This is a genomic window from Flavobacterium sp. B167r, from assembly GCF_056824315.1.
Genome location: NZ_CP124859.1, coordinates 536,193 through 562,137, shown reverse-complemented (window position 1 = coordinate 562,137; position 25,945 = coordinate 536,193). Strand labels below are relative to the sequence as shown.

The window sequence follows — 25,945 nt, the reverse complement described above, 5'->3', positions numbered from 1 at the left end:
GGATTATGAACAGAAGAGATTTTCTAACATTGACAGGAACTTTTACGGGCGGGATGCTTGTACTGCCTGATTTTTTACACGCTTTTGGTTCTCAGAATAATTTGGTGGTCGGAGAACAATGTATTGTTTTTGTTCAATTGAATGGTGGAAACGACGGTCTGAATACTTTTATTCCGTACGATGATCCTTTGTATTATGATTTTAGAACCAAAATTGCTCTGAATAAAGATGCTGTGATTTCCAAAAATAAAGGAATGGCATTTCATCCTTCGTTGAAAGATTTCGCCCAAATGCAGCAAAATGGAGATTTGACTGTAATTCAGAATGTCGGTTATCCAGAACCTATACGTTCGCATTTTAGAAGTCAGGAAATTTGGCAGACGGCAACCGATTCTAATAAATATATTAATGAAGGTTGGCTTGGGCGTTATTTAGATTTGCAATGCAACGGACATCAAGCAACGGCTGGAATTAATTTGGATTCGATTGATAACTTGGCTTTAAAAGGAGTGGAGCCGAATTTTATTACAGTGAAAGATCCGAACCGATTTAAAGTAAAGGCAAAAGAGGAGAATGTAACGTTATCTCAGAATCCGCATTTAGATTTTGTTCGAAAAATAGCCAATTCGGTAACAGAAGGTTCAGATGAAATCCAGAAAGCATTAGCCAAATCGAAAAATGAAATTACGTATCCGAAAACAGAATTATCAAGAAACCTAGAATGGATCGCAAGATTGATAAAAGGAAATTTAAATTCGAAAGTCTACTATACTTCTCTTGGCGGATTTGACACGCACGATAATCAGCTTGCAATTCACGAAAGAAAACTAACCGATTTAAACGATGCGCTTTATAGTTTTTACAGCGATTTAAAACAAGCACAATTACTTCAGAACGTTACAGTAGTAGTTTTCTCAGAATTTGGGCGACGAGTAAAAGACAACGGAAATGGAACGGATCATGGAACTGCCGCGCCAATGTTTATAATTGGAGGAAATAATAAAGGAACTATTTTAGGGAAAAATCCAAATTTAGCCGACTTAGATAATAGCGATTTAAAATACGAAATAGATTTCAGAAGTGTCTACGCCTCATTATTAAAGCAAAAAATGGATTTCGATTATTCAAAAATCGGGATTATGAATAGACCAGTTTCTGGATTGTTTTGAGGGTGAGATAGCGACGAATTCACGAATTTTTTTTGAAAATCTATGCGGTTAATTTGTGTAATTTGAATTAAATAACCACAGCGATTCGCATTAATTCGTGAATTCGTGGCCAAAAAAACCTTACCTCTTTAACATCTCAGAATCTTAGAACCTCAATTCAATATTCTCATTTTAAGCCATTATTTTTATATTATCATACAAAACATCATAAATTTGTTAAGAAATCCTTTTTTGTTTCATAAAATGCAATATTTTTTTTGGAGGGGTGAAAATAATTTATACATTCGCAGAGAATTTAAATAATAACACAAACAAAATGGCATCTAACCGTTTTTATTTTAGCAACTCTTTTTATTTCTTCTTTAGTAGAAGTGAGGATTGTGCTATGGTTATTTGAGATAAAATTTAAGACAAATAAAACTAATATACAATCCTGATGCAAATCAGGATTTTTTTTTGACTATATGACAACGAAAATTGCAATACAAGGTATTAAAGGATCATTTCATCATCAGGTTGTGAAAGAGTATTTCTCTGAAAATGTGGATATTGATGAATGCTTGTCTTTTGAAGAATTGATCGACAGCCTTATTGCCGGAAAATCTGATCAGGCTGTAATGGCGATTGAAAATTCGATTGCAGGCCCGATTATCCCGAATTATGCTTTGATTGACAAGAATAATTTGCACATTATTGGAGAGCATTATTTGAATATTCAGCAAAATTTAATGGCTTTAAAAGGTCAGGAAATTGAAGATATTAGAGAAGTTCATTCACACCCGATGGCACTTTTGCAGTGTATGGATTTCTTGAAACAATATCCAAATATCAAATTGGTTGAGGATAAAGATACAGCCGAAACTGCCAGAAGAATTCAGGAAAAACAATTAACTGGAATTGCTGCAATTGCAAGTGTAACGGCTTCAGAAATGTACGATCTTGAAATTATTGCGTCGTCGATTCAAACGATCAAAAATAATATGACTCGTTTCGTAATCATCAAAAAACAGAATTCATTTCTGCCAGAAAGCGAAATCAACAGAGCTTCTGTCAAATTTGAATTAGATCATAAAAGAGGAAGCTTAGCAGCGGTTTTAAATGTCATGAGTGACTGCAAACTGAATTTGACAAAAATCCAGTCGCTTCCAAAAATTGAAACACCTTGGAAATATTCATTCTTCGTTGACGTAACATTTGAGAAATACGAAGATTTTGCAAAAGCCAAAGCGTTATTAAATATAATGGCTGAATATTTTAAAGTGTTGGGAGAATATAAAAATACGAAACCTTAAATGGAGTTATAAGTTAAGAGTTATAAATTATAAGTTAGAAAGCTTAAAGCTTACGGCCTAAAGCCTAAAGCAAAAATTAAAAGCAATAAAAAAAATGATTACAACAGCAAAACGATTAGACACAGTTGAAGAATACTACTTTTCATCAAAATTAAGAGAAGTGAGACAGCTGATGTCTGAAGGAAAATCGATCATCAATATGGGAATTGGAAGCCCTGATTTGAGTCCGTCGAAAGCAGTAATTGAAGCGGTTGCCGCAGCAATTCAGGATGAGAATGGGCATGGCTATCAAAGCTATCAGGGGTTGCCAGAAATGAGACAAGCGATGGCCGATTTTTATCAAAATCAGTTTGGTGTTGAAGTGAATCCAAATAATGAGATTTTACCATTGATGGGTTCAAAAGAAGGAATTATGCATATTTCGCTTGCATTTTTAAACCCAGGCGATCACGTTTTAATCCCGAATCCAGGTTATCCAACTTATACTTCGGTAACCAATTTGGTAGAAGCAGTTCCGGTTTATTATGATTTGAAAGAAGAAAATCAATGGGAACCAGATTTTGAAGCTTTAGAAAAATTAGATCTTTCGAAAGTAAAATTAATGTGGCTGGGTTATCCGCACATGCCGACAGGAGCGAGAGGAAGTTTAGCATTATTTGAAAAATTGGTTGCTTTTGCTAAAAAACACAACATATTATTGATCAATGATAATCCGTATAGTTTTGTTTTGAATGATAATCCGATGAGTTTATTGCAAGTTGAAGGCGCGAAAGATGTGGCTTTAGAATTAAACTCTTTAAGTAAAACATTCAACATGGCAGGCTGGAGAGTCGGAATGGTTTTAGGAAATCCTGAAATTATTGATGCAGTTCTAAAAGTAAAAAGCAACATGGATAGCGGAATGTTCTACGGAATTCAGAAAGGAGCAATTGCAGCTTTAAAATGTGATAAATCTTGGTTTGATGATCAAAATAAAATTTATAAACGCCGCAGAGAATTAACGGAAAAATTAGCTGAAAAGTTAAATTGTAAAGTTTATAAAGAAGGAGTTGGACTTTTTGTTTGGGCGAAACTTCCGGAAGGAATAGAATCAGCAGAGAAGTTCATTGACGAAATATTATATGAGAAACATATTTTCATTACACCGGGAACCATTTTTGGAAGCAACGGCGAAGGTTATATCAGATTCTCATTGTGTGTGAAAGAAGAAAAAGTACAGGAAGCGATTGATAGATTTTAGAGATGAGAGTTCCTGCGAGGTTTTCAAAACCTTGTAGGTATGAATTCGATAGTCTGAAATTAGAAACCTACAAGGTTTTGAAAACCTTGCAGGAACGACTTCAAAAATTAAAAAGAATATGAAAGTATACGTGATAGGAATAGGGTTAATAGGCGGTTCGATGGTGCTGGACATCAAAGAAAAACATCCGAACGCAACTATCTTCGGAATTGATAATAACGAAAAACATTTGCAGGAAGCAATTGATCTTGGCGTTATTGACGAAGCGGGAAGCTTTGAAGATTTGCAAAAAGCAGATTTTGTAATTGTTTCGGTTCCTGTGGATGTGGCGCTGACAGTTTTGCCTAAAGTTTTGGATGCAGTTGGAGAAAAAACAATTGTTTTTGAAGTAGGTTCGACAAAAAAGCCAATTTGCGATGCAGTAGCAAATCATCCGAAAAGAAGAAATTTTATTGCTACACATCCGATTGCGGGAACGGAGTTTTCGGGACCATCGGCGGCGATAAAAGGTTTGTTTAAAGGAAAGACAAACATCATTTGTGAAGTGGAAAAAACCACTTTTAAATTGCAGGAAAAAGCGTTGCAGCTTTTTAGTGAAATCGGAATGAGGATTCGATATATGGATCCGATTTCACACGATAAACACATTGCCTACGTTTCGCATTTATCGCACATCAGTTCGTTTATGCTTGGGAAAACGGTAATGAATAAAGAAAAAGACGAACAGGATATTTTTGACATGGCGGGAAGTGGATTTGAAAGTACGGTTCGTCTGGCAAAAAGTTCGCCAGCAATGTGGACACCGATTTTTAAACAAAATAAAGAACACGTTCTGGAAACATTGGAAGCATATATTTCAAACCTGAGTCGGTTTAGGGATTTGCTGAAAGAAGAAGATTACAACGCCATTTTTGAAGAAATGGAAAGCACAAATAAAATAAAAGAAATACTAAACGGATTAACAACAACTAAAAAGTAAAATTAGAATTAAGATGGAAAATAAGAAAGAAATGAGAAAGTGGTTAGAAGATTTCAATTTAAATCACCCACTTGTGATAGCTGGACCTTGTAGTGCAGAAACTGAAGATCAGGTTTTGAAAATCGCTCACGAATTGAAAGATTCTAAAGTAAGTGTATTCAGAGCTGGAATATGGAAACCAAGAACTCGTCCGGGAGGATTTGAAGGTGTTGGTGAAATCGGATTAAAATGGTTGCAAAAAGCTAAAGCTGAAACTGGTTTATTAATGGGAACTGAAGTTGCAACTGCAGCTCACTGTAAACTAGCTTTAGAACACGATATCGACGTATTATGGGTTGGTGCACGTACAACTGCAAACCCTTTCGCAGTTCAGGAAATTGCTGATACTTTGAAAGGAACTGATAAAATTGTTTTGGTGAAAAACCCAGTAAACCCAGATTTAGCTTTATGGTTAGGTGGTGTTGAGCGTTTACACATGGCAGGTATTGAGAAATTAGGTGTGATCCACAGAGGTTTCTCTACTTACGAAAAAACAAAATACAGAAACATTCCAGAATGGCAAATTGCTATCGAATTACAAAATAAATTCCCTGATTTACCATTAATTATCGACCCATCTCACATTACTGGAGATCGTAAAATGATTTTCGAAGTAACTCAAGAGGCTTTAGATTTGAATTACGATGGTATGATTATCGAAACGCACATCGATCCGGACAATGCTTGGTCTGATGCTGCTCAACAAGTTACTCCAGATGTTTTGAAACAAATCATCAAAGATTTGACTATCAGAAAAACGGATGATACTACAGATGAGTACAGTTCAAAAATGACAAAATTAAGAGCTAACATCGACGTTTTAGATGCTAACTTATTAGATTTGTTAGGAAAACGTATGAAAGTTGCTGACGAAATTGGTCAAGTGAAAAAAGACGCAAACGTTGCGATTCTTCAAAACAACCGTTGGAATGAAATTTTAGGAAAAATGATTTTAGAAGGTGAGAAAAAAGGTCTTACTGAAGAGTTTGTTTTGAGAATGTTCAAAGCAATTCACCAAGAAAGTATTGGTCACCAGGAGAAAATTTTCAACGCATAATTTTCTTTAAAATCCTATAAGTGATATAAGATAATTTAAGTTTGCGTAAGCTGTAATTAAAGTTTTCTTATATCATTAATTGAAAATAGATTGTTTTTTTGAAAATCCTCAACGCTTTGAAAAAGGTGTTGGGGATTTTTGTTTTTTTTAAATATAGCCCAAGGTTTCAACCTTGGGAACGCGATGTATATTCCAATCTTTGTCTCCCAAGGTTGAAACCTTGGGCTATGTTGCTCTTTATGATTATATTTTCTTATATACTTATATGGTTTAAAAACTTTTTTAAATACTCCCAACCTTTTTGATTTTTTTGTTCTCTTTATATATATAATCTTAACTTTCGAGTCATGAAATCAAAAATATTTATGTCAGTAAATTTTCAAGTTCGTTTTAAATTATTATTTCTTTTGGTCTTTTTCGGAGCCAAAACTTTTGCGCAAAGTCCAGAATTGACAGTTAAAGGAGATGAAGCTGAGAAAGTACGAATGAGTCAGTTGAAAGTTAATGTGAAAATCGTAGGCAATATTGCTTATACTACGGCTGAGATGCATTTTTTTAATTCAGGAAACCGTCAAATGGAAGCAGAGCTTATTTTTCCGTTGCCTGAAAATGTTTCGGTTTCAAGATATGCAATTGATATTAATGGAAAATTGAGAGAAGCTGTTCCAGTAAATAAAAATAAAGGAAAACAGGTTTTTGAAGCAATAGAACATCGTCGTGTCGATCCAGGATTATTGGAGAAAGTTGATGGAAATAATTTTAAAACTAGAATTTATCCGTTAATGCCGAATGGGGAACGAATCGTTGTTATTGGTTACGAAGAAGAACTTTCGGCTTTAGATAAAGATAATTTGGCGTATCAGCTTTTGAGTCGTTATCCTAAAAAGTTGGATAAATTCGAAATTAATGTTTCGGTTTTAGGCGCTGCTGCAAAACCAGTTGTGAGCGGAGAATCTGAAAAAGAAATTGTTTTCTCAAAATGGAATCAATCTTTTGAAGCTTCTCAAAAGAAAGAAAATTATCAGCCTTCAGAAAAATTACTTTTTAAAATTCCAATTCAGCAAAATATTCCGAGTGTAGTCATGCAGGATGCTGGCGGTCAATATTATTTCTACGGAAATACTTTTATTGAAGGCGATCAAACAGTAAAGAAAACTCCAAATTCAATTGGTTTGATTTGGGATAATTCTTTGAGCTGTCAAACGCGTGATTTGAAAAAAGAACTAGACTTGTTGGATGCTTATTTTCAGAAAATAAAAAATACAAAAGTGACTTTATATTTCCTGAATTATACTTTCGAAAAACAAAGTGAGTTTGTGATTTCAAACGGAAATTGGGTAGAATTAAAAACAGTTTTAGAAAAAACAAAATACGATGGCGGAACTCGTTTTTCACAAATCAGTTTTGAAAATCAAGATGAATATTTATTTTTTTCTGATGGATTATCTTCTTTGAGCGAAAATTTTCTTCCTAAAACAAAAAAAACAATTTATGCCATCACATCTTCAGTTTCTGCTGATTTTGCATTTCTGAATTTTTCAGCAACAAAAACAGCAGGAAGTTTCATCAATTTAAACCAAACAAATATAGAAACGGCTTTAGGTAAATTGACGGGCACAAGTTTGAAATTTTTGGGTATAAAAGAAAATCTGACTGTAACCGATTTATTTCCGATGGAGGGAAGCTCAGTTTCTGGAAATTTCAGTTTTTCAGGAATTTCTTTGAATCTAAAAAATGAAATTACGTTGCTTTTTGGTTATGGAAATGAAACTGTTTTGGAACGAAAAATAACTTTAGATGTGACAACCCAAAATACAACCGATATCAATGTTGAGAAACTTTGGGCGCAGAAAAAGATTGCTAATCTGGAATTGCAATATGTTCAAAATGCAGACGAAATTGAGCTTTTAGGAAAGAAATTCGGAATCGTGACGAAAAACACTTCATTGATTGTGCTAGAAAATGTTCGTGATTATATTATGTACGATATTTTGCCACCAGTAGAATTACGCGCCGAATTTGACCAAATCAAAGAAGAAGAGCAAGATAATACTTTGGCTCAACAGAAAAATAATTGGGAAAATATTGATAGTTATTTCGATAGTATAAATTCTTGGTGGAAAAAAGACGTTAAGTATAAAGGGCAGAAAATCGCATCTAAATACAAGTACAATAGGCAAGTTCCGCCTCCACCTCCGCCTCCAAATGCTAGAAGTAGAGGTAGAAATATGGACAGAAGGGAAGGGGCTGAAACTATAAAAGGAGATCCAGACGCAGTGTTGACAGTAGATGAGCGTGTTGCAGCAGGGCCAGTAGCAAATGAGGCATCACCTCCTCCACAAGTCGATCAGGTTAAATTTGTTGCGCCTGTTGTGGCAAAAGCAGAAGAAGTTGTGGAAGAAGCTCCAAAAAATGAATCTGAGTTGAAAGAGCTTGTTCTTGTAGGTTACGGACCGTTAAAAAAGAAGGAAGTTATAACTTCTTATTCACAAGTATTGACTAGTGTAGATGTTTCAAGAGATGGAGATAATTTGTCACAGTCATTAAAGGGAGAAGTTGCAGGAATGGTAGTTAATTCTCAACCTCAGAGAGAATTGTCCCAAAATTATTCGGTTACAGATACAATTGATTCTGGAAAGGGCGAAACAAAAATCTGGAATCCGGACCGATTGTATTTAAAAGCATTAGCTAAAGCTGCAAAAGAAAAACAATATGATTTGTATTTTGAGTTAAGAAAATCGCAAGAAAGAAATCCGAGTTTTTATTTTGATGTGGCACATTTTTTCTACAATCAAGGCGATGTGAAAAAAGCATTACAAGTTATTAGCAATATTGCCGATTTAGGTTTAGAAAATCATCAGCTTTATAAAACGCTTACTTACACTTTACGTCAATGGAAAGATTATGAGGATGCCGTTTTTACAGGAAGACAAGTCGCAAAATGGAGAGCACACGAACCGCAGAGTTTAAGAGATTATGCATTGACGCTTGAAGATGCTGGAAAGTATCAAGAAGCTTTTGATGAATTGATAAAATCGCTTGAGGTAAATTACTATGGTGAAATGAGCGGACAATATGAAGGTGTTGAGGATATTATTTTGATGGATATTAATCGCTTGATGGCTGAACATTCTGGATTAAAAACGGGGAAACTAGATAAAAAATACATTGCTAAAATGCCTGTCGATATCAGAATTATCATGAATTGGAACCAAATGGATGTCGATTTAGATTTGCACGTAATCGAACCAACTGGAGAAGAATGTTATTATAGTCATACAGAAACTGAAATTGGAGGAAGATTTTCAAAAGATTTTACCGAAGGTTACGGTCCAGAACAATATTTGATTAGAAATGCGGTAAAAGGCAAATATCAAATCAAAACTAATTATTTTGGCGAAAGTGAATTAACTGAAAATGGTCCAGCAACAATTATGGTAGAAATTTATACTAGTAAAGCAGGAAAAGTATCCAGAACTTTAAAAACAATTCAGTTAGGAAAAGTAAAAGAAAATGAAGTTTTAGTCGAAATTATTTGGTAAGATTCATAAATTGAGATTAGAGATTTCAAATTTAAAAGGCGAAGTTGCGTTGTTCAATTCTAAAAACGTAATTTTGCCTTTAAAATTTTTTAGTTTGAAGAGCAATCAGAAATCTAAAATTAGAAATCTAAAATTTGAATGACAGGAACCGTTTATAAATCTACAGGAAGCTGGTATACCGTAAAATCTGAAAAAGGCGATTTTATCGAATGCCGTATGAAAGGGAAATTTAGAATGAAAGGTATTAAAAGTACCAATCCTATTGCTGTGGGCGATATTGTTGATTATGATTTGGAGGAAACTTCAGATGCTTTAACGGGAACGATTCATACGATTCACGAAAGAAAAAACTATATCGTTCGTAAATCGGTTAACTTATCGAAACAAATTCACATCATTGCGTCGAATATCGATCAGGTTTTTTTACTGGTTACGATTGATAATCCGCCAACAACTACAAGTTTCATCGACCGTTTTTTGGTAACTGCCGAAGCATACGGAATTGAAGCCGTCTTGATTTTTAATAAAATTGATACTTTAAATGATCAGACTTTAGACGATCAGCTTTATCTACAACATATTTATCAGGAAATCGGGTATAAATGTCTCCGAATTTCATCTACAGAAAATAAAGGCGTTGACAAGCTGAAAGAAATGATGATTGGCAAAGTGAGCATGTTTTCAGGACATTCCGGAGTTGGAAAGTCAACTTTGGTCAATGCGATGGAGCCAAGTCTTCATTTAAAAACTACTGTTATTTCAGAACAAAGCAAACAAGGTCAGCATACCACAACTTTTGCAGAAATGTATGATTTGTCTTTTGATGCAAGAATTATCGACACGCCAGGAATCAAAGGTTTCGGAATCGTAGATATGGAACCTTCAGAAATAAGTGGCTACTTTCCGGAATTCTTCAAATTAAAAGATCAATGTAAGTTTAATAATTGTCTTCATAAAGAAGAACCTCATTGCGCCATAAAAGCAGCTTTAGAAAAAGATGAAATCGCTTGGTCGCGTTACAATAGTTATTTAAAAATCCTCGAAGGCGACGAAGAACATTATCGTACTGATTCGTATGGAGAAGATCGTGCAGCTAGCGATGAAACTAGAAAATAAAAATTAGTTTAAAGTCCTAAAGTCGAATATCTTAAAGCTTCTACAAAACCTAGGACTTTCGACTTTAGTACTTTAAATTTTATGACTTAAAAATAAATGAAAGTAGTAATCCAAAGAGTTTCTCAAGCATCTGTAACTGTCGATTCTAATATTGTAGCAGATATAAAAAAAGGTTTATTGGTTTTAGTTGGAATTGAAGATGCTGACACTCAGGAAGACATCGATTGGCTTGCTGGAAAAATCATTAAAATGAGAATTTTTGGAGACGAAAATGATGTCATGAACTGTTCGGTTCAAGATATTGACGGCGATATTATTGTCGTGAGTCAGTTTACGCTTCATGCATCCACAAAAAAAGGAAACCGTCCTTCTTATATAAAAGCTTCAAAACCAGACTTTGCAGTTCCGACTTATGAGAACTTTATTCAAGCAATAGAAAAAGAGTTTGGAAAGAAAGTGCAAACCGGAATTTTTGGTGCCGATATGAAAGTCAGTCTCTTAAATGACGGTCCAGTTACAATAGTAATGGATAGCAAAAATAGGGAGTAAAATATTATTAAACATTTGTTAAGGATTTCTGAAAATAATATATATTTGGCGAAAATACTTACTAATGAAAAAACTCTTTTTTGCATTTTTTTTACTTTTAACAAACCTTACTTCATTCGCTCAAAAGAGCAATTATCCTATAATTTTCATTCCTGATAGTTTAAAACAAAATGCTAATGCTGTTCTTCGTTTAGACCAGATGGATATTGTAATTACTTCGCAAAGAAGTATGAATGTCAAAACTCAAAGAGTTGTTTCTGTATTAAACGAAAAAGGGTTAAATGATATCGATGCTTATTGTAATTATGATAAAACAACTTCAATAAAAAATATTGAAGCAATAGTTTATGATGCAGTGGGAAATGAAATCAAAAAAATCAAAAGAAAAGATTTTAAAGATCAGAGCGCCGTTGGCGGCAGCACTCTTTTCTCAGATAGCCGCGTCGTTTATTTAGATTACACTCCGATTTCTTATCCTTTTACAATTGCTTTTACAAGCGAAATTGAAACTTCGAATACTGCGTTTATACCGAAATGGTATTTTATTGGGGGGTATAACTTGAGCGTAGAAAGATGTATTCTGAATGTTACTTTTCCAAAAGAACTAGGTTTTAAAAAGAAAGAGTTCCGATTTGATAATTTCAATATTAAAAAAACTGTCGATTCCGATACGAATTTAAGTTATGTAGCGACTAATATCGCGGCTCAAAAAAAAGAAGATCTTAGTCCTTCTCTTTCAGATCTTTTTCCTAAAGTCATGATGGGATTAGAAAACTTTCACTTGGAAGGAGTTGACGGAAATGCTACTACTTGGGAATCATTTGGTAAATGGTATGGCGATAAAATTTTAAATGGAACAACCATTTTACCCGAAGAGACAAAAACAAAAATAAAAGCTTTGGTTGGGAGTGAAAAAGATCCTATCAAAAAAGCCAAAATTATTTACGATTATGTGCAGAAAAAATCTCGATATGTGAATATTGCCATCGGTATTGGCGGCTGGAAACCTATGCTGGCCAACGATGTTGATCGCTTGGGATATGGAGATTGCAAAGCTTTAACAAATTATACAAAAGCGCTTTTGCAGGTTGTAGATGTTCCGTCCTATAATACTATTTTATATGGTGACCGCTATAAAGAAGATATTCAATCCGATTTTGTTTCAATGCAAGGAAACCATATGATTTTGGCAATTCCTAATCAGGATAATTACATCTGGCTGGAATGTACGAGTCAAAATGGCCCGTTTGGTTATCAAGGAACTTTTACAGACGATCGCGATGTTTTGGTTGTAAAACCTGATGGAGGAAAAATTGTTCGTACTAAAATCTACGATGATAACGGAAATACTCAAGAAGGTAAAGGAGTGTATACAATTGATCAAGCTGGAAATTTTTCAGGAGTTCTAAAAATAGCATCTCAAGGAAGTATATATGATTTTAAATCTCGAGTAGAAACGATGCAACCAAATGAGAAAGAAGAACATTATAAAGATTACTGGGACAATATTAATAATTTGAAATTAGGCAAAATTGTTTTTATTAATGATAAAGAGAATATCCGTTTTACCGAAGACGTTCAGTTAAGCGCGGTAAATTATGGAGCACTTTCGGGTAATAAAATGATTTTTGTGGTTGATGCTTTTAATCAGAATTCCGGAAATGTAAAACGAATTCGAAACCGTAAAAATCCATTTCAAATTCAGCGTGGTTTTTTAGATACAGATGAAATTGAAATCAATCTTCCAGAAGGGTTCAGTATCGAATTTTTGCCTTCAAAGTATGAATTAAAAGGAAAATTTGGAGAATATAAAACTGAAATAATTAAAAAGGACAATAACAAATTGACTTATAAAAGATCAATGTTCGTTAGCAAAGGAAAATATTCAAATAAAGAGTATGATGAGTATCGTTTGTTTATGGAACAAGTTTCCAGAAATGATAATGCCAAAATAATATTAACAAAGAACTAAACCAAACTAACCCAAAAATTACCAATGAAAACCATTAAATTATTTAGTCTGTTTGTGATTTTATTATTTTCTCCCAAAATAATATCACAAGAATTTAAACTAGGAAAAGTTACTGTTGCAGAGCTTGAACAAAAAGTGCATCCGAAAGATTCTTCGGCGGCAGCAGCAATTTTGTACAAAAGAGGAAAAGCAAGAATCGAGTACGATCCAGTTGATGGTTTTGTAACTTACATGGATGTTGAAACCCGCATTAAAATATACAAGAAAGAGGGGTACAACTGGGCAAATCATGAAATTTGGTATTATTATTATACTGATTTTAAAGAGAAAGTATCTGTGAGTGATGCGGTAACTTACAATCTGGTAGGTGGAAAAATTGAAGCTACAAAACTAAAAAGCGACGGAATGTTTGATGCAGCAATCAATAAATTTCGTAGCCAGAAAAAAATCACAATGCCGAATGTTAAGGAAGGTTCTGTTGTAGAATTTAAATACAGCGTTAGAAGTCCAGATCCATTAATTCGAGATTGGAATTTTCAGACTAGTATTCCTGTGAACTACTCTGAATTTAAAACCTATATTCCTGAATATTTTGTTTTTACTCCAGCTCAAAAAGGCTATGTTTTTCCTAGGGTAATTTCTGACAAGAGTAATAAAGCAATTTTTATTAATTCGAAAGAAAGGTCAGGAGGTAATAAAGGGGCGATACAAACAGAATTTCATCAAGATAAAATCGATTATTCAGAAACGCAAACAACCTATGTTGGAGAGAATTTTCCGGCTATGAAAGATGAGGCCTATGTAAATAATATAGAAAACTATATGTCATCGGTCTCTCATGAATTGTCTATGACAAGATTTCCAGATAAACCTATCAAACAGCTTTCTACAGATTGGAATTCGGTAGTGAAAACAATCTACGATTATGATGATTTTGGTCCTGAATTAAATAAAACGGGATATTTTGAAGAAGATCTGAAAAAACTGCTTGCTGAAACTAAAACACCAGAAGAGAAGATTTGGACAATTTTTAATCATGTAAAAGCAAATGTGAAATGGAATAATTATTTCGGATATAGCTGTGATAATGGAGTTAAGAAAGCCTATAAAGAAAAAACAGGAAATATTGCAGACATTAATTTAATGCTTACCGCAATGCTTCGTTATTCAGGTTTAACGGCAAATCCAGTTTTGGTAAGCACACGTGCAAACGGAATCGCTTTGTTTCCAAACAGGACGGCATTTAATTATGTAATTGCCGCTGTAGAAACTCCAAATGGATATATTTTATTAGATGCATCTGATAAATTTTCGACGCCAAATATATTGCCTCTTCGAGTTTTAAATTGGTCAGGAAGATTAATCCGAAAAGATGGAACATCTGAAGAAATTAATCTGATGCCAGAGAAAACATCCTCGGATAATGTTTTTATGACTTACAATATTGAAGCAGATGGAAAAGTGACAGGAAAAACAAGAAGACAATGTGCAGATTACAACGGCATGATAACAAGGGGTAATATTAGCAATCTTAAGGAAGAAGAATATTTAGAAAAGCTAGAAAACATAAATAATAAAATAGAAATTAGCGAATATTCAAAAACGAACGAACAAGATATTTTGCTTCCTATAGTTGAAACGTATTCATTTACTGGAAATAATTTATGTGAGATTATTGGAGATAAAATCTATGTAAGTCCGATGTTGTTTTTTACCAATGATAAAAATCCTTTTAAGCAAGAAGTGCGAGAATATCCAGTAGATTTTAGCTACCCTTTTGCTGATAAGTATAATATTACGATTAAAATTCCAGATGGTTTTGCAGTTGAAACATTGCCTACACCTGCTGCTGTTACAATGGAAGATAATTTAGGGATATTTAAGTTTAATATTGCGGTTAATGAAAATACATTGCAGCTGGCTATTCTGCATCAAATCAATGAAGCGATCGTTTCTGCTGAAAAATATGAAATGCTGAAAGAGTATTACAAAACAATGATTGCAAAAGAAACCGAAAAAATTGTTTTAAAACGTATTTAATTATGTTAAGATTCCTTTTTATTTGTATTTCCTTTTTTGGATGTACGATAACTATTCAAGCTCAAAATTATGATTTGGGCAAAGTAACGATTGCAGAATTAAACGAGAAAATTCATCCTAAAGATAGCAGCGCACCCGCTGCTATCTTGTTTAAAAAAGGAAGGACTTATTTTGGTTATAACAAAGATGTTGGATTTTACGCCAACCATATCTGCGAGGTAAAAATCAAAATTTACAAAAAAGAAGGTTTAAGCTGGGCCAATCAGAAAGTGCGTTTTTATATCGGTTATGATAATTTAAATGAAGACCGTTTAGAATTTTCAGATGCAGTGACCTACAATTTAGAAAACGGAAATATCGTAAAAACGAAATTGAATAATCAGGGCGAGTTTAAAAACAAAATTAATAAATACTGGAAAGAAAAAACGATCACTTTGCCAAATGTAAAAGTGGGTTCTATTATTGAATACAAATACGTTTTAAGGTCTGAAAATCTGATAAAGTTTCCTGATTTTGATATTCAGTTCAATATTCCTGTTGACTATTTTTATTACAAAACACAGATTCCAGAGTTTTATATTTATAAACCTATTTTAATTGGAGGAATTCCGCTAGAAACAGAATCTAAATTTATAGGCACTAGTCAGAGCTTTGATAATTCCTTCAGCCAAACAAGTTCATTTAGTTATAAACAGATTGAAAGCTTTTATCAAGGAAAAGATGTTCCAGCATTAAAAGAGGAACCTTACATTAGTAATCTAGAAAATTATCGAGGCAGTATTCAGCAAGAACTAGAAAGAGTACGTCTTCCAGATAAGCCTGTAAAAGATTATAGTTTAACTTGGGAAGGTGTTGCAAAGACTATTTTTAAAGATGATAGTTTCGGGAAACAATTAAATCAAGGCAGTTTGTTTACAGATGATCTAAATAAACTATTGTCTAATGTGGAAGATAGAAAGGAAAGATTGAATCTGATTTTTACATATGTTAAAAATCGAATGAATTGGAATGAAGTTAATAGTTGTTACACAGAAAAAGGAGTCGAAAAAGCCTATAAAGATCAAACAGGAAATGTGGCAGAAATCAATTTTATTCTGATCAATATGCTTCGCGCGGCAGGTATCGAAGCCAATCCTGTTTTGGTGAGTACAATACAAAACGGACTTCCAGTTTATCCAACAAGAACAGGATTCAATTATGTGATAGCAGTAGCCGATATTGATGGCAAAAGAATCCTTTTGGATGCAAGTCATAAACTTACGGCGCCAAATATTTTGCCATTGAATGTTTTAAATTGGAACGGAAGATTAATTAAGAAAGACGGTAGTTCTGAAGAAATTCAACTAGATCCGACACAGCAGTCTAAAGAAATTTACAGTCTGATTGTCAAATTAAATTCTGACGGAAAAATGAATGGTCAGGCTCGAGTGCAGCGAACAGATTATGATGCGTACAGTTTTAGAGAAGAAAATAATACTAAAACGGAAGATGCTTATCTTGAAAAATTTGAAAATAGATTGGGAGGTTTGGAGATTTCAAATTATAAAATAGAAAATCAGAAGTCAAACCTAGATCAATCGGTTATAGAAACTTTTTCTTTTTCTTCAAGCAATCGATCTGATATTATTGATGGTAAAATTTTTATGAATCCGCTTTTATTTTTTACCCAAACTAAAAATCCTTTCAATCAGGAAAAAAGACAAATGCCTGTTTATTTTGGATATAAAAATTTAGAAAAGTTTAATCTAAGTGTCGAAATTCCTCAGGGTTACACAATAGAATCGATTCCTAAGCCATTCAAAATAACTTCAGAAGACAAGCTGATGTCCTTTATTTTAAATTTTTCGGTTTCAGAAAACAAAATTCAAATTGTTGGCCAAAAAGAAATCAACAGTAGTATTTTTGCAGCAGAGGATTACGGAATGATAAAAGAGTTTTTTCAGAAGATGATCGTAAACCAAAACGAAAAAATAATTCTTAAAAAGATATAGAAGATGGATTTAAAGAATGCACAACTAGAAGTTGATACTTGGATAAAAGAACATGGCGTTCGTTATTTTAATGAATTAACGAATATGGCTCAATTGACAGAAGAAGTTGGTGAAGTTGCCAGAATTATTGCGCGACGTTATGGAGAACAATCTGAAAAAGAAAGCGATAAAAACAAGGATTTAGGAGAAGAATTGGCAGATGTTGTTTTTGTGGTATTGTGTTTAGCGAATCAGACAGGAATCGATTTGCAGGCATCTTTCGATAAAAAAATGGATCTAAAATCGGTTAGAGATAAAGATCGTCACAAAAACAATGATAAATTGAAATAATTGTGAAATATCACTCATAAGTTTTGAATTATGAGTTTTGAATTTTGAATTATGAATGGGGAGTGGTAAATTGCAGGGCTGAATATGTTTCTAGTCATTCATCATTCATCATTCACAACTTACAATTAAAAAAATGAATTTAAAATTAAGCACGAATTCACCATTCACCATTGATGATTCGCAACTAAATATTACAGGATCAAAAAGCGAGACAAATCGCTTATTGTTGCTAAAAGCGTTATTCCCAAATATTACTTTAGCCAATACTTCAAACTCAGATGATAGCGAAGTGATGCAAAAAGCGCTGGCTGGAAATGACGAAATTGTAGACATTCACCACGCAGGAACTGCAATGCGTTTCTTAACCGCTTATTTTTCGGTTAACGAAGGAAGAGAAGTGGTTTTGACAGGTTCTAGCAGAATGCAAGAAAGACCAATTAAAATTTTAGTTGATACCTTAAGACAATTGGGAGTTGAGATTTCGTATGAAAAAGAAGAAGGTTATCCGCCAATTCGAATCAAAGGAAAAAAAGTTACAGCTTCAAAAGTAACTTTGGCAGCCAATGTGAGCAGCCAGTATATCTCGGCACTTTTATTAGTGGCTTCAAAATTAGATAATGGTTTAGAACTGACTTTAGAAGGAGAAATTACTTCAATTCCATACATCAAAATGACTTTGGCTCTGCTTAATGATTTAGATATTAAAACTAGTTTTGAAGGAAATATAATCAAAGTATTCCCTAAAGAAGCAGTTGAATCTAAAGAAATGGTCGTAGAATCTGATTGGAGTTCGGCTTCTTATTTCTTTAGTCTTGTAGCTTTGTCAGATGCTGCAAAAATTACTTTGAGCAGTTACAAAGAAAATAGTCTTCAAGGAGATTCTGAATTAGTTTCAATTTATGAAAAAATTGGTGTGAAAACAACTTTCCAAAACAATAAAATGACTTTGGAGAAAGTTTCAGGATTCAATTATGAAGATGTAAATTTTGAATTGAACAATACACCAGATATTGCGCAAACAATTGTAGTAACTTGCCTAGGTTTAGGAATTGGATGTCATTTGACAGGTCTTCATACGTTGAAAATTAAAGAAACAGACAGACTTGAAGCTTTAAGAATTGAGCTTACAAAATTAGGCGCAAATATTTCTGTGACTAACGACAGTTTGACTTTATCGCGTTCTGGCGATATTACTCACGACGTACATATTGCAACATACAACGATCACCGTATGGCAATGGCGTTTGCTCCGTTAGCAATCAAAGTGCCAATTATCATTGATGATGCTGAAGTAGTTTCTAAATCGTACCCAGATTTCTGGAATGATTTAAAAGCTTTGAATTTTCAAATCTCTGAACTTTAATTTTTGAACCATATAAGTTATATAAGTTTATTTAATTAAAAGCTCAACGCATTAGCTTATAAAATATAGCCTCTGGTTTAAACCAGAGGTTTTTTTATATGTAAATTTTTAATTTCAATTGCCTTCAGTTTTAACTGGAGACCTTTAGGGCTGTTTTTTTCGGCTTTAGCCAAATTATAGATCAGCTTAAATGAACTTATAGAACTTATATGGTTGAAAAATTTATTAATATGGTTTAAAAAAGTTAAAATTGACTTAAAGAATAGCTTTTTAAGTCAATCTGAAACAGCAGTAAATCAAGGACTTTTGAAAATAAACGTCAAAACACTTGACAACGCCTATCTCACAATCGTATATTTGCATCCGATTTAAAATTTTAGATAAACAAATCTAAAAGCTACACTCTAAAATCAACAATTCAAATATGAAATTATCACACTTCAATTTCAATTTACCGAAAGAACTTTTGGCTGAATTTCCAGCAGAAAATAGAGATGAATCTCGTTTAATGGTAATTGACCGTAAAAAAAATACTATCGAACATAAAATGTTTAAAGACGTAATCAACTATTTTGATGACGGAGACGTTTTAATTCTAAATAATACAAAAGTTTTCCCTGCGCGTTTGTACGGAAACAAAGAAAAAACGGGAGCAAGAATTGAGGTTTTCTTATTAAGAGAATTAAATTCTGAGCAAAGACTTTGGGATGTTTTAGTTGATCCAGCTAGAAAAATCCGTATTGGTAACAAACTTTATTTTGGTGATGACGATTCGTTAGTTGCTGAGGTAATCGACAATACAACTTCTCGTGGAAGAACTTTACGTTTCTTATACGACGGATCTTACGAAGAATTCAGAAACAAATTGACAGAACTTGGAGAAACTCCAATTCCTAAATACATCAACAGAGAAGTTACTGCTGAAGATGCTGAAAGATACCAAACAATCTACGCAAAAGAAGAAGGAGCTGTAGCGGCGCCAACGGCTGGTTTGCACTTCTCAAAACACCTTTTGAAAAAATTAGAAATCAAAGGAGTAAATTTTGCAGAGGTAACTTTACACGTAGGTTTAGGAACTTTCAATCCAGTTGAGGTTGAAGATTTGTCTAAACATAAAATGGACTCAGAAGAGTTGATTATTAATCAAGAAGCTTGTGATATCGTAAACGATGCGAAAGCAAAGAAAAAACGTATCTGTGCGGTTGGAACAACTTCTATGCGTGCAATTGAAAGTTCTGTTTCTTCTGCTAATACTTTGAATCCTTATGAGGGATGGACAAATAAATTTATTTTCCCTCCTCACGATTTTAGTATTGCAAACTGTATGATTACGAATTTCCATACACCAAAATCGACATTATTAATGATGATTTCTGCTTTCTGTGGACACGATTTAATGAAAAAAGCATACGACGAAGCGATCAAAGAAGGATACAAATTCTATTCTTACGGAGACGCAATGTTAATTCTATAATTGGAATTAATTTTAAATATATGAACCCGACAGTTTTCTGAAGCTGTCGGGTTTCTGTTTTTTAAATGGTTTCAGGTTTCATGTGCCAAGTTTCAAGTTACCAGCAGAACGTGAAACTTGAAACCTTAAACTTGAAACAAAACAAACAATTTTTGTTATTTTAGCAAGCAAAACAAAAAACAATGACTTTTCAAAATACACGAGAATTTGCACGAGAGCTAGATTCGAAAGACGCATTAAACCATTATCAAGAACAATTTATTTTTCCGAAAGTAAACGATAAACGAGTTATATATTTTACAGGGAATTCTTTAGGCTTACAGCCAAAACGTACCAAAGCTTATATTGATGAAGTAATGAACGATTGGGCTGAATTGGCTGTTGAAGGTCATTTCTATGCCGAAAAACCTTGGTGGGACTATCAAGAAAGATTTGCGGAGCCATTAAGTAAAATTGTGGGAGCGCTTCCGTCAGAAGTTACGGTGATGAATACTTTGACGGTAAATCTTCATTTGTTAATGGTGTCTTTTTATCAGCCAAAAGGAAAACGTTACAAAATTATTTGCGAAGAAAAAGCTTTCCCATCAGATCAATACATGTTTCAAAGTCAAGTGAATTTTCACGGTTATAAACCAGAAGATGCAATTGTAGAAATTAAACGTAGAGAAGGAGAACATAATATTCGCTTAGAAGATGTTTTAGCTAAAATTGAAGAAGTTGGAGATGAACTAGCTTTGGTTTTAATTGGTGGCGTAAATTATTATACCGGACAAGTTTTTGATATTAAAACAATCACTGCAGCAGGACAAAAAGCAGGAGCAAAAGTAGGTTGGGATTTAGCGCACGCTGCTGGAAATATCAAATTAGAGCTTCACGACTGGAATGTAGATTTTGCTGCTTGGTGCAGTTATAAATATATGAATTCAGGACCAGGAAATGCTTCGGGCTGTTTTGTTCACGAAAAACATCATAATTCAGATTTGCCAAGATTTGCAGGTTGGTGGGGACACAACAAAGAACGCCGTTTTAAAATGGAACCAACTTTCGATCCAGTTCAGGGAGCTGGCGGTTGGCAGATTAGTAATCTTCCTGTTTTGTCTTTAGCGCCTTATTTGGCTTCAGTAGAAATGTTCGCTGAGGTAGGAATGGATGCTTTAATCGCAAAACGTGATCATATTACTTCTTATTTAGAATTTGTTCTTCACGAAATTGATAAAGAAGTAGATAGTACTTTTGAAATCATTACACCTTCAAATCCTGCAGAAAGAGCTTCTCAATTATCAGTTTTCTTGCACGGAGAAGGAAGAGCGTTATTTGATTATTTAATGAAAAACGGAGTAATAACAGATTGGCGCGAACCAAATGTAATTCGTCTGGCACCTGTTCCATTGTATTGCTCTTATGAAGATATGTATGACTTCGGGCAAATCCTGAAAAAAGGGATTTTAGGGAAATAAAAAAATTATCTCTCGCAAAGACGCGAAGACGCAAAGTTTTTTTAAACCATATAAGTAATATAAGTTCAATTAAGGAAAAACTTAAAATATCTTATATTACTTATATGGTTGTTTTTTATTAAATTTTGTGTTTTAGCGACTTAGCGAGATTTTTATAGGAAGAGATAATCTCAGAAATTTGCATGAAAGAATATTCTTCAGCTTAATTTTGTAACCTTTCAAAAAAATTCTGTAACAACCATTATAGCAGATATTGCTTATTTTGTAATGTATAATTTTAAAATTACAAGATCATGAAAGGCTTATATATTTTATTGACCATGATATTTTTAACTTCTTGTCAACAACAAAATAAAGAAGATATAAATAAAGCCAAACAAGCCAGCATTGATTCAATGAAAGTTGAGATTAACAAACAGCGTGTTATCGATTCGATGAAGACTGAAATGGCAAAAATGAATGAGGAAAAAATAGAAGCTCAGAAAGAGAAAGTTGTGGTAGTGCATCAGCAAGCTGCAAATGGAAATACTGCGACAACCACTACCACCACAACCAAGAAAAAAGGTTGGAGTGCAACCGCTAAAGGTGCTGTTATTGGTGCAGGAGTAGGTGCTGCAACTGGAGCAATTGTTAGTAAGAAAAAAGGCGAAGGTGCCATTATTGGCGGATTAGCCGGAGCTGCACTCGGAACTGGAACTGGAGCTGTTATTGATAGCAAAAACAAGAAGAAAGAATAATTTATTTATAGATAAAATAAACCCCAAATTAGAAATAATTTGGGGTTTTCAATTTTAAACCAATTCTGAAACGGGAATTTTTATACCAACTAATTCTGATTTACAAGAATCGAGTTGATTTAAGTCGTCTTTAAAGACTGTCGTCGATTCAAATAAATTTTTATAATACTCAATTCCATCTAACAGATTAGATTTAAAAGAATTCCATTTTTTTAGCTGAGCCGTTGTAAGTTCTCCAGAAATAGATTGAATTTCATTTCTAAAATACGTAACATACATTTTAAGCTCTTTTATAAATAAGTTTGGGCGTTCAGTTCTAATAACTGATTTTCCTTGATAGATATGTTGGATCATATCTTTTAAAGAAACTTCTTGATCAAAATAAGCTAAGTTTGGTCCAGGGCAAATTACAACGCCTTGTGCTTGACCTTTTATTTTAATATCATTTTCTAAATAAGAAGCATTGGCTAAACCAACACACAAACACGATTTCTCAGTAATCTTGATTTTGCTTTTTTCAAATTCGTCAGCAGATACAGAATCTTTTTTTGCTTCTAACTCCTCCAGTTTAATATCCTGATATTTTTTTGAAGCCGTACAAATTCCGTGAGGATCATATTCTTTGCTCAACGCTAAAAATTTCTTCGGACAAGAACTTCCTGCTTTGTTTTCATGAATTCGTTTTTGCTTTAAGAATTCATTTGTTGTTCCTTTCAAAGTATTAAACGGAACCCCCAAAGGCGAAATATTACTCAAGTAAAAATCATCTTCTTTGGCTTTCATCAATAAATTACGAGTTTCTTGGTCTACAGAAGTAGCTTCAGGAACTAATAAAAACGGAGATCCCCAGCCAACAGAATCAACATTATATTCGTCTAATAAAAACTCATGTTCTGCCGCTGTTCCAACTCCGCCTTGAACGGTAATTTTTAATTCTAAAGGATTTTCTGGCAAATGCTGATTTTTTAGCTGTAAAGCCTTAATCATTAATTCGTGGGCAGATTGTATCAATTGCTCTTTTTTCTGCTTGAATTCTTCTAAAATGGTGCCCAAAAGCAATCCGTCGGTTGCAAAGGCATGTCCGCCGCAGTTTAATCCCGATTCAATTCGGTATTCAGAAACCCAAAGGCCTTTTTTCGCCAAGAAATTTCCTTGAATCATCGCCGATCTAAAATCGCTTACTTTCAAGATAATTTTCTTTTTTAGCTCATTATTTTCATTGGGAAAAAAGTCTTTGAAGTTTTCGAAATAGCCAAATAATCTCGGATTCATTCCCGCAGAAAGTACAACAGAAGATTCCAAATTGCTTTTGGCAAAACCTCTTAACGCGGCATGAGCATCATTAAATTCGATTGGAAGCTGTTCATTTTTGATGAAATTATCTTTATCTAATTTCGTCATGATATTGACATCGATTTCTCCAGGATAAAGATGGGATTCGATATAATTCTGAATATTTTCTTTAAAGGAAATTCCATCATCCAATAAATTCTGAAATCCTTTTTTAATGTCAGAAGTATTTGGCAGCATCGACATGAAATTTTCCAAAGCAGTTTTGCTTTCTGCCAATTCAGTTTTGAAATTTTCGAATTTTTCTTTTACAATTTTATCGACTAAATTTAAATAAGAGGTAATTCTTTCAGCACGGTAATCATGAAATTTTTGAGTAATTTCTTCGTAAGGAATGTTGAATTTTGTGCTGTAAAAATTACGCATCTTTTCAATTAAATCATCGTCTGCGAGAGCCACAACCGATGAAATTCCATACTGCGCGACTCTAATCGGACTGTCTATGGTATAAGCCAATCCCATTACCGGAATATGAAAAGTATGCAGATTTTTTTTTGTCATTTGTATTCGGATTAAAATAGAAGCAAATGAAAAAAAATATTTTCTCCTAAAACCTGATAAATGTCAGGTTTATAGATTGGTTGCCACGAATTACACGAATTACACGAATTTTATTCGGCTTAACTAAAATTAATAATTCGTGAAAATTTGTGTAATTCGTGGCAAAAAAAAACTAAATCAAAATCTTCTTCAAAGACTCTGCAATACTTCTCCACAAAAGATTGTAGAATGATCTGTCCTGAAGTCGTTCAACTTCAATTTCTGCAGTTTTGGCTTTGTCTTTTGAATCATTTTTGACCAATAAATTAACAACAGCCGTTTTTAGTTTGGCTTCTTTTTCAGGATTTTTCTTTTTGTACATTTTCACTTTTAGATCATCATAATCCAAAGAAGCATTTCCTTTTGAGCCATTATCATTTCCGTAAAAGTTAAAACGGTATTTGTTGAAAGTTCCCGTAAAAGAAGTGCCGATGTAAGGTTTTGTAAATCTTGTCATTGCTGCAAGGTCAAAATTAGAAATCACACCTTGAATGTGAAATCCGTCACTTTTGTCCAAAACATTAAAATTCCAATTGACATCAAGAGGAGAGTTTTTCATAAAAATACATTTGACTTTGATTTTTACATCAGCTGTTTTTTTCAAGCCAAAACCGCTTCGCAAATTAGTTGCCTGCAGATTGAATTTATCGAAAGTTAAAGCTCCAGGGCCTTTTGCAAAATCAAGTTCTTCTTCGTAAACTAGTTTAGATTTCAAAACTTGAAGTGTATCAATTTGAAGTGGGAATTTTATATTTCGCAGTAAATGATTGTAAAGGTATTTTTTCTTTAAATCGTCTTTTACCATTTTTCCGCGGTAAATATTGGCATCAAAATGATTGATCACAAGCGAATTTGCTTTGAAATAAAATTGATTGTTTTTAAAACCCCAATCCATTTTTGCAACTTGAGCCGAATCGAATTTTAAATTGTAAATGTCTTTTTCTGTTTCAAGACGTTTTGTAAATTCTCGTCGGTTAAATTGAGAGATATTAGAAAAATTATTAATTTTTAGGAAATTCTTTTCGGTGCTTATTTTTCCAATATTGATATGATAGAATCCATTTGGTCTGTAAAATAAGCTGTCGCAAACCAAAGCATACTTTTCATATCGAATCGGAATTTTTTCTTTTAAAGTAGCATCGGTAATTAAAATGCCTTCCAGTTTTAAAAGAATTTTTTTTACGCTGAAAATAGGTTTTTCGGTGTCTAAAGAAACAACATCAACCGATCCTTCGTTGAGGTAAATATTCGAAACTGCAATAATTTTTCGAAAAGGATCAATAATTTCCTTTTCAATGCTTTTGCTGTTATTGATTAATTTTTCGCCTTTCTTGTATAAAATGATTCGCGGTTTATTGATAATGATACTTTCCGCCTGAATGATATCGCGAAAAGCCAAATCCCAAATATTGAAATGTTTTATAGTAATAGATTCGATTTTAGAAAAAAGTCCGTTTTTGCTGTCTTTCGGCTCATTTTTCGGACTCACCAATAAAGTTTGCGCATGAATATTTCTAGAAAAAAGAGAGACTTCAATTTTTTCATAATTGATATTGTAAGCTGTTTTATTCTTTTCGTGAATAATAATCGGAAGCTGTTTCTTGATCCAGTAATTCAAGCCAATATTAGCAACTATTACAATCGCAAGCAGAGAAATTACTACAATCGCTATTTTTTTATAGATTGACATTTATAGTATTAATTTTAA

At 33.3% G+C, this 25,945-nt stretch carries 18 protein-coding genes; 16 read left to right on the top strand and 2 right to left on the bottom strand.

The genetic code is table 11. From position 1 onward, the window contains the following. Positions 1 to 5: 5 nt before the first annotated feature. The 16 genes from QLQ96_RS02705 to QLQ96_RS02630 all read left to right on the top strand — a co-directional run bounded on the left by QLQ96_RS02705 (position 6) and on the right by QLQ96_RS02630 (position 22,347). On the top strand, positions 6 to 1,169 hold the full coding sequence (locus QLQ96_RS02705; RefSeq protein WP_482494461.1) for a DUF1501 domain-containing protein: 1,164 nt from the start codon (positions 6 to 8) through the stop codon (positions 1,167 to 1,169). Between the two features lie 464 nt (positions 1,170 to 1,633). After that, complete coding sequence (locus QLQ96_RS02700) at positions 1,634 to 2,461, top strand: prephenate dehydratase (RefSeq protein WP_482494459.1); 828 nt, start codon at positions 1,634 to 1,636, stop codon at positions 2,459 to 2,461. Positions 2,462 to 2,555: 94 nt separating this feature from the next. After that, positions 2,556 to 3,701, top strand: coding sequence for a pyridoxal phosphate-dependent aminotransferase (locus QLQ96_RS02695; protein ID WP_482494457.1), 1,146 nt, complete (start codon positions 2,556 to 2,558; stop codon positions 3,699 to 3,701). Positions 3,702 to 3,819: 118 nt separating this feature from the next. Next, on the top strand, positions 3,820 to 4,680 hold the full coding sequence (locus QLQ96_RS02690) for a prephenate dehydrogenase (RefSeq protein WP_482494456.1): 861 nt from the start codon (positions 3,820 to 3,822) through the stop codon (positions 4,678 to 4,680). Positions 4,681 to 4,693: 13 nt separating this feature from the next. After that, positions 4,694 to 5,776: a chorismate mutase gene (locus QLQ96_RS02685; protein WP_482494454.1), complete on the top strand. Its 1,083-nt coding sequence runs from the start codon at positions 4,694 to 4,696 to the stop codon at positions 5,774 to 5,776. Between the two features lie 347 nt (positions 5,777 to 6,123). Then, positions 6,124 to 9,318 carry a VIT domain-containing protein gene (locus QLQ96_RS02680; RefSeq protein WP_482494452.1) on the top strand — a complete coding sequence of 1,065 codons (3,195 nt, stop codon included), beginning with the start codon at positions 6,124 to 6,126 and terminating at the stop codon, positions 9,316 to 9,318. A 138-nt stretch (positions 9,319 to 9,456) separates the two neighbouring features. Further along, positions 9,457 to 10,434, top strand: coding sequence for a ribosome small subunit-dependent GTPase A (gene rsgA / locus QLQ96_RS02675; protein WP_482494450.1), 978 nt, complete (start codon positions 9,457 to 9,459; stop codon positions 10,432 to 10,434). A 96-nt stretch (positions 10,435 to 10,530) separates the two neighbouring features. Beyond that, positions 10,531 to 10,983, top strand: coding sequence for a D-aminoacyl-tRNA deacylase (gene dtd, locus QLQ96_RS02670; protein WP_482494449.1), 453 nt, complete (start codon positions 10,531 to 10,533; stop codon positions 10,981 to 10,983). A gap of 64 nt (positions 10,984 to 11,047) precedes the next feature. Beyond that, a complete protein-coding gene (locus QLQ96_RS02665) occupies positions 11,048 to 12,955 on the top strand; it encodes a DUF3857 domain-containing protein (protein WP_482494447.1) in 1,908 nt (635 codons plus the stop codon). Positions 12,956 to 12,979: 24 nt separating this feature from the next. Continuing rightward, on the top strand, positions 12,980 to 14,995 hold the full coding sequence (locus QLQ96_RS02660) for a DUF3857 domain-containing protein (RefSeq protein WP_482494445.1): 2,016 nt from the start codon (positions 12,980 to 12,982) through the stop codon (positions 14,993 to 14,995). Positions 14,996 to 14,997: 2 nt separating this feature from the next. Further along, on the top strand, positions 14,998 to 16,986 hold the full coding sequence (locus QLQ96_RS02655; RefSeq protein ID WP_482494444.1) for a DUF3857 domain-containing protein: 1,989 nt from the start codon (positions 14,998 to 15,000) through the stop codon (positions 16,984 to 16,986). A gap of 3 nt (positions 16,987 to 16,989) precedes the next feature. Further along, positions 16,990 to 17,316, top strand: a complete 327-nt coding sequence (locus tag QLQ96_RS02650) for a nucleotide pyrophosphohydrolase (protein ID WP_482494442.1) — start codon at positions 16,990 to 16,992, stop codon at positions 17,314 to 17,316. A 133-nt stretch (positions 17,317 to 17,449) separates the two neighbouring features. Continuing rightward, entirely contained in the window at positions 17,450 to 18,679 is a 1,230-nt protein-coding gene (locus QLQ96_RS02645) for a 3-phosphoshikimate 1-carboxyvinyltransferase (protein WP_482494440.1), read from the top strand. Positions 18,680 to 19,103: 424 nt separating this feature from the next. After that, positions 19,104 to 20,153 (top strand): tRNA preQ1(34) S-adenosylmethionine ribosyltransferase-isomerase QueA, encoded by a 1,050-nt coding sequence (gene queA, locus QLQ96_RS02640; protein ID WP_482494438.1) that lies wholly within the window; start codon positions 19,104 to 19,106, stop codon positions 20,151 to 20,153. Positions 20,154 to 20,335: 182 nt separating this feature from the next. Further along, entirely contained in the window at positions 20,336 to 21,610 is a 1,275-nt protein-coding gene (gene kynU, locus QLQ96_RS02635; protein ID WP_482494437.1) for a kynureninase, read from the top strand. A 293-nt stretch (positions 21,611 to 21,903) separates the two neighbouring features. Further along, entirely contained in the window at positions 21,904 to 22,347 is a 444-nt protein-coding gene (locus tag QLQ96_RS02630) for a YMGG-like glycine zipper-containing protein (protein ID WP_482494435.1), read from the top strand. A gap of 54 nt (positions 22,348 to 22,401) precedes the next feature. Here QLQ96_RS02630 and QLQ96_RS02625 read toward each other — a convergent pair whose 3' ends face one another. Continuing rightward, entirely contained in the window at positions 22,402 to 24,198 is a 1,797-nt protein-coding gene (locus tag QLQ96_RS02625) for a hypothetical protein (RefSeq protein ID WP_482494434.1), read from the bottom strand. Between the two features lie 172 nt (positions 24,199 to 24,370). After that, positions 24,371 to 25,927, bottom strand: a complete 1,557-nt coding sequence (locus QLQ96_RS02620; RefSeq protein WP_482494432.1) for a hypothetical protein — start codon at positions 25,925 to 25,927, stop codon at positions 24,371 to 24,373. Between the last annotated feature and the right edge of the window lie 18 nt (positions 25,928 to 25,945).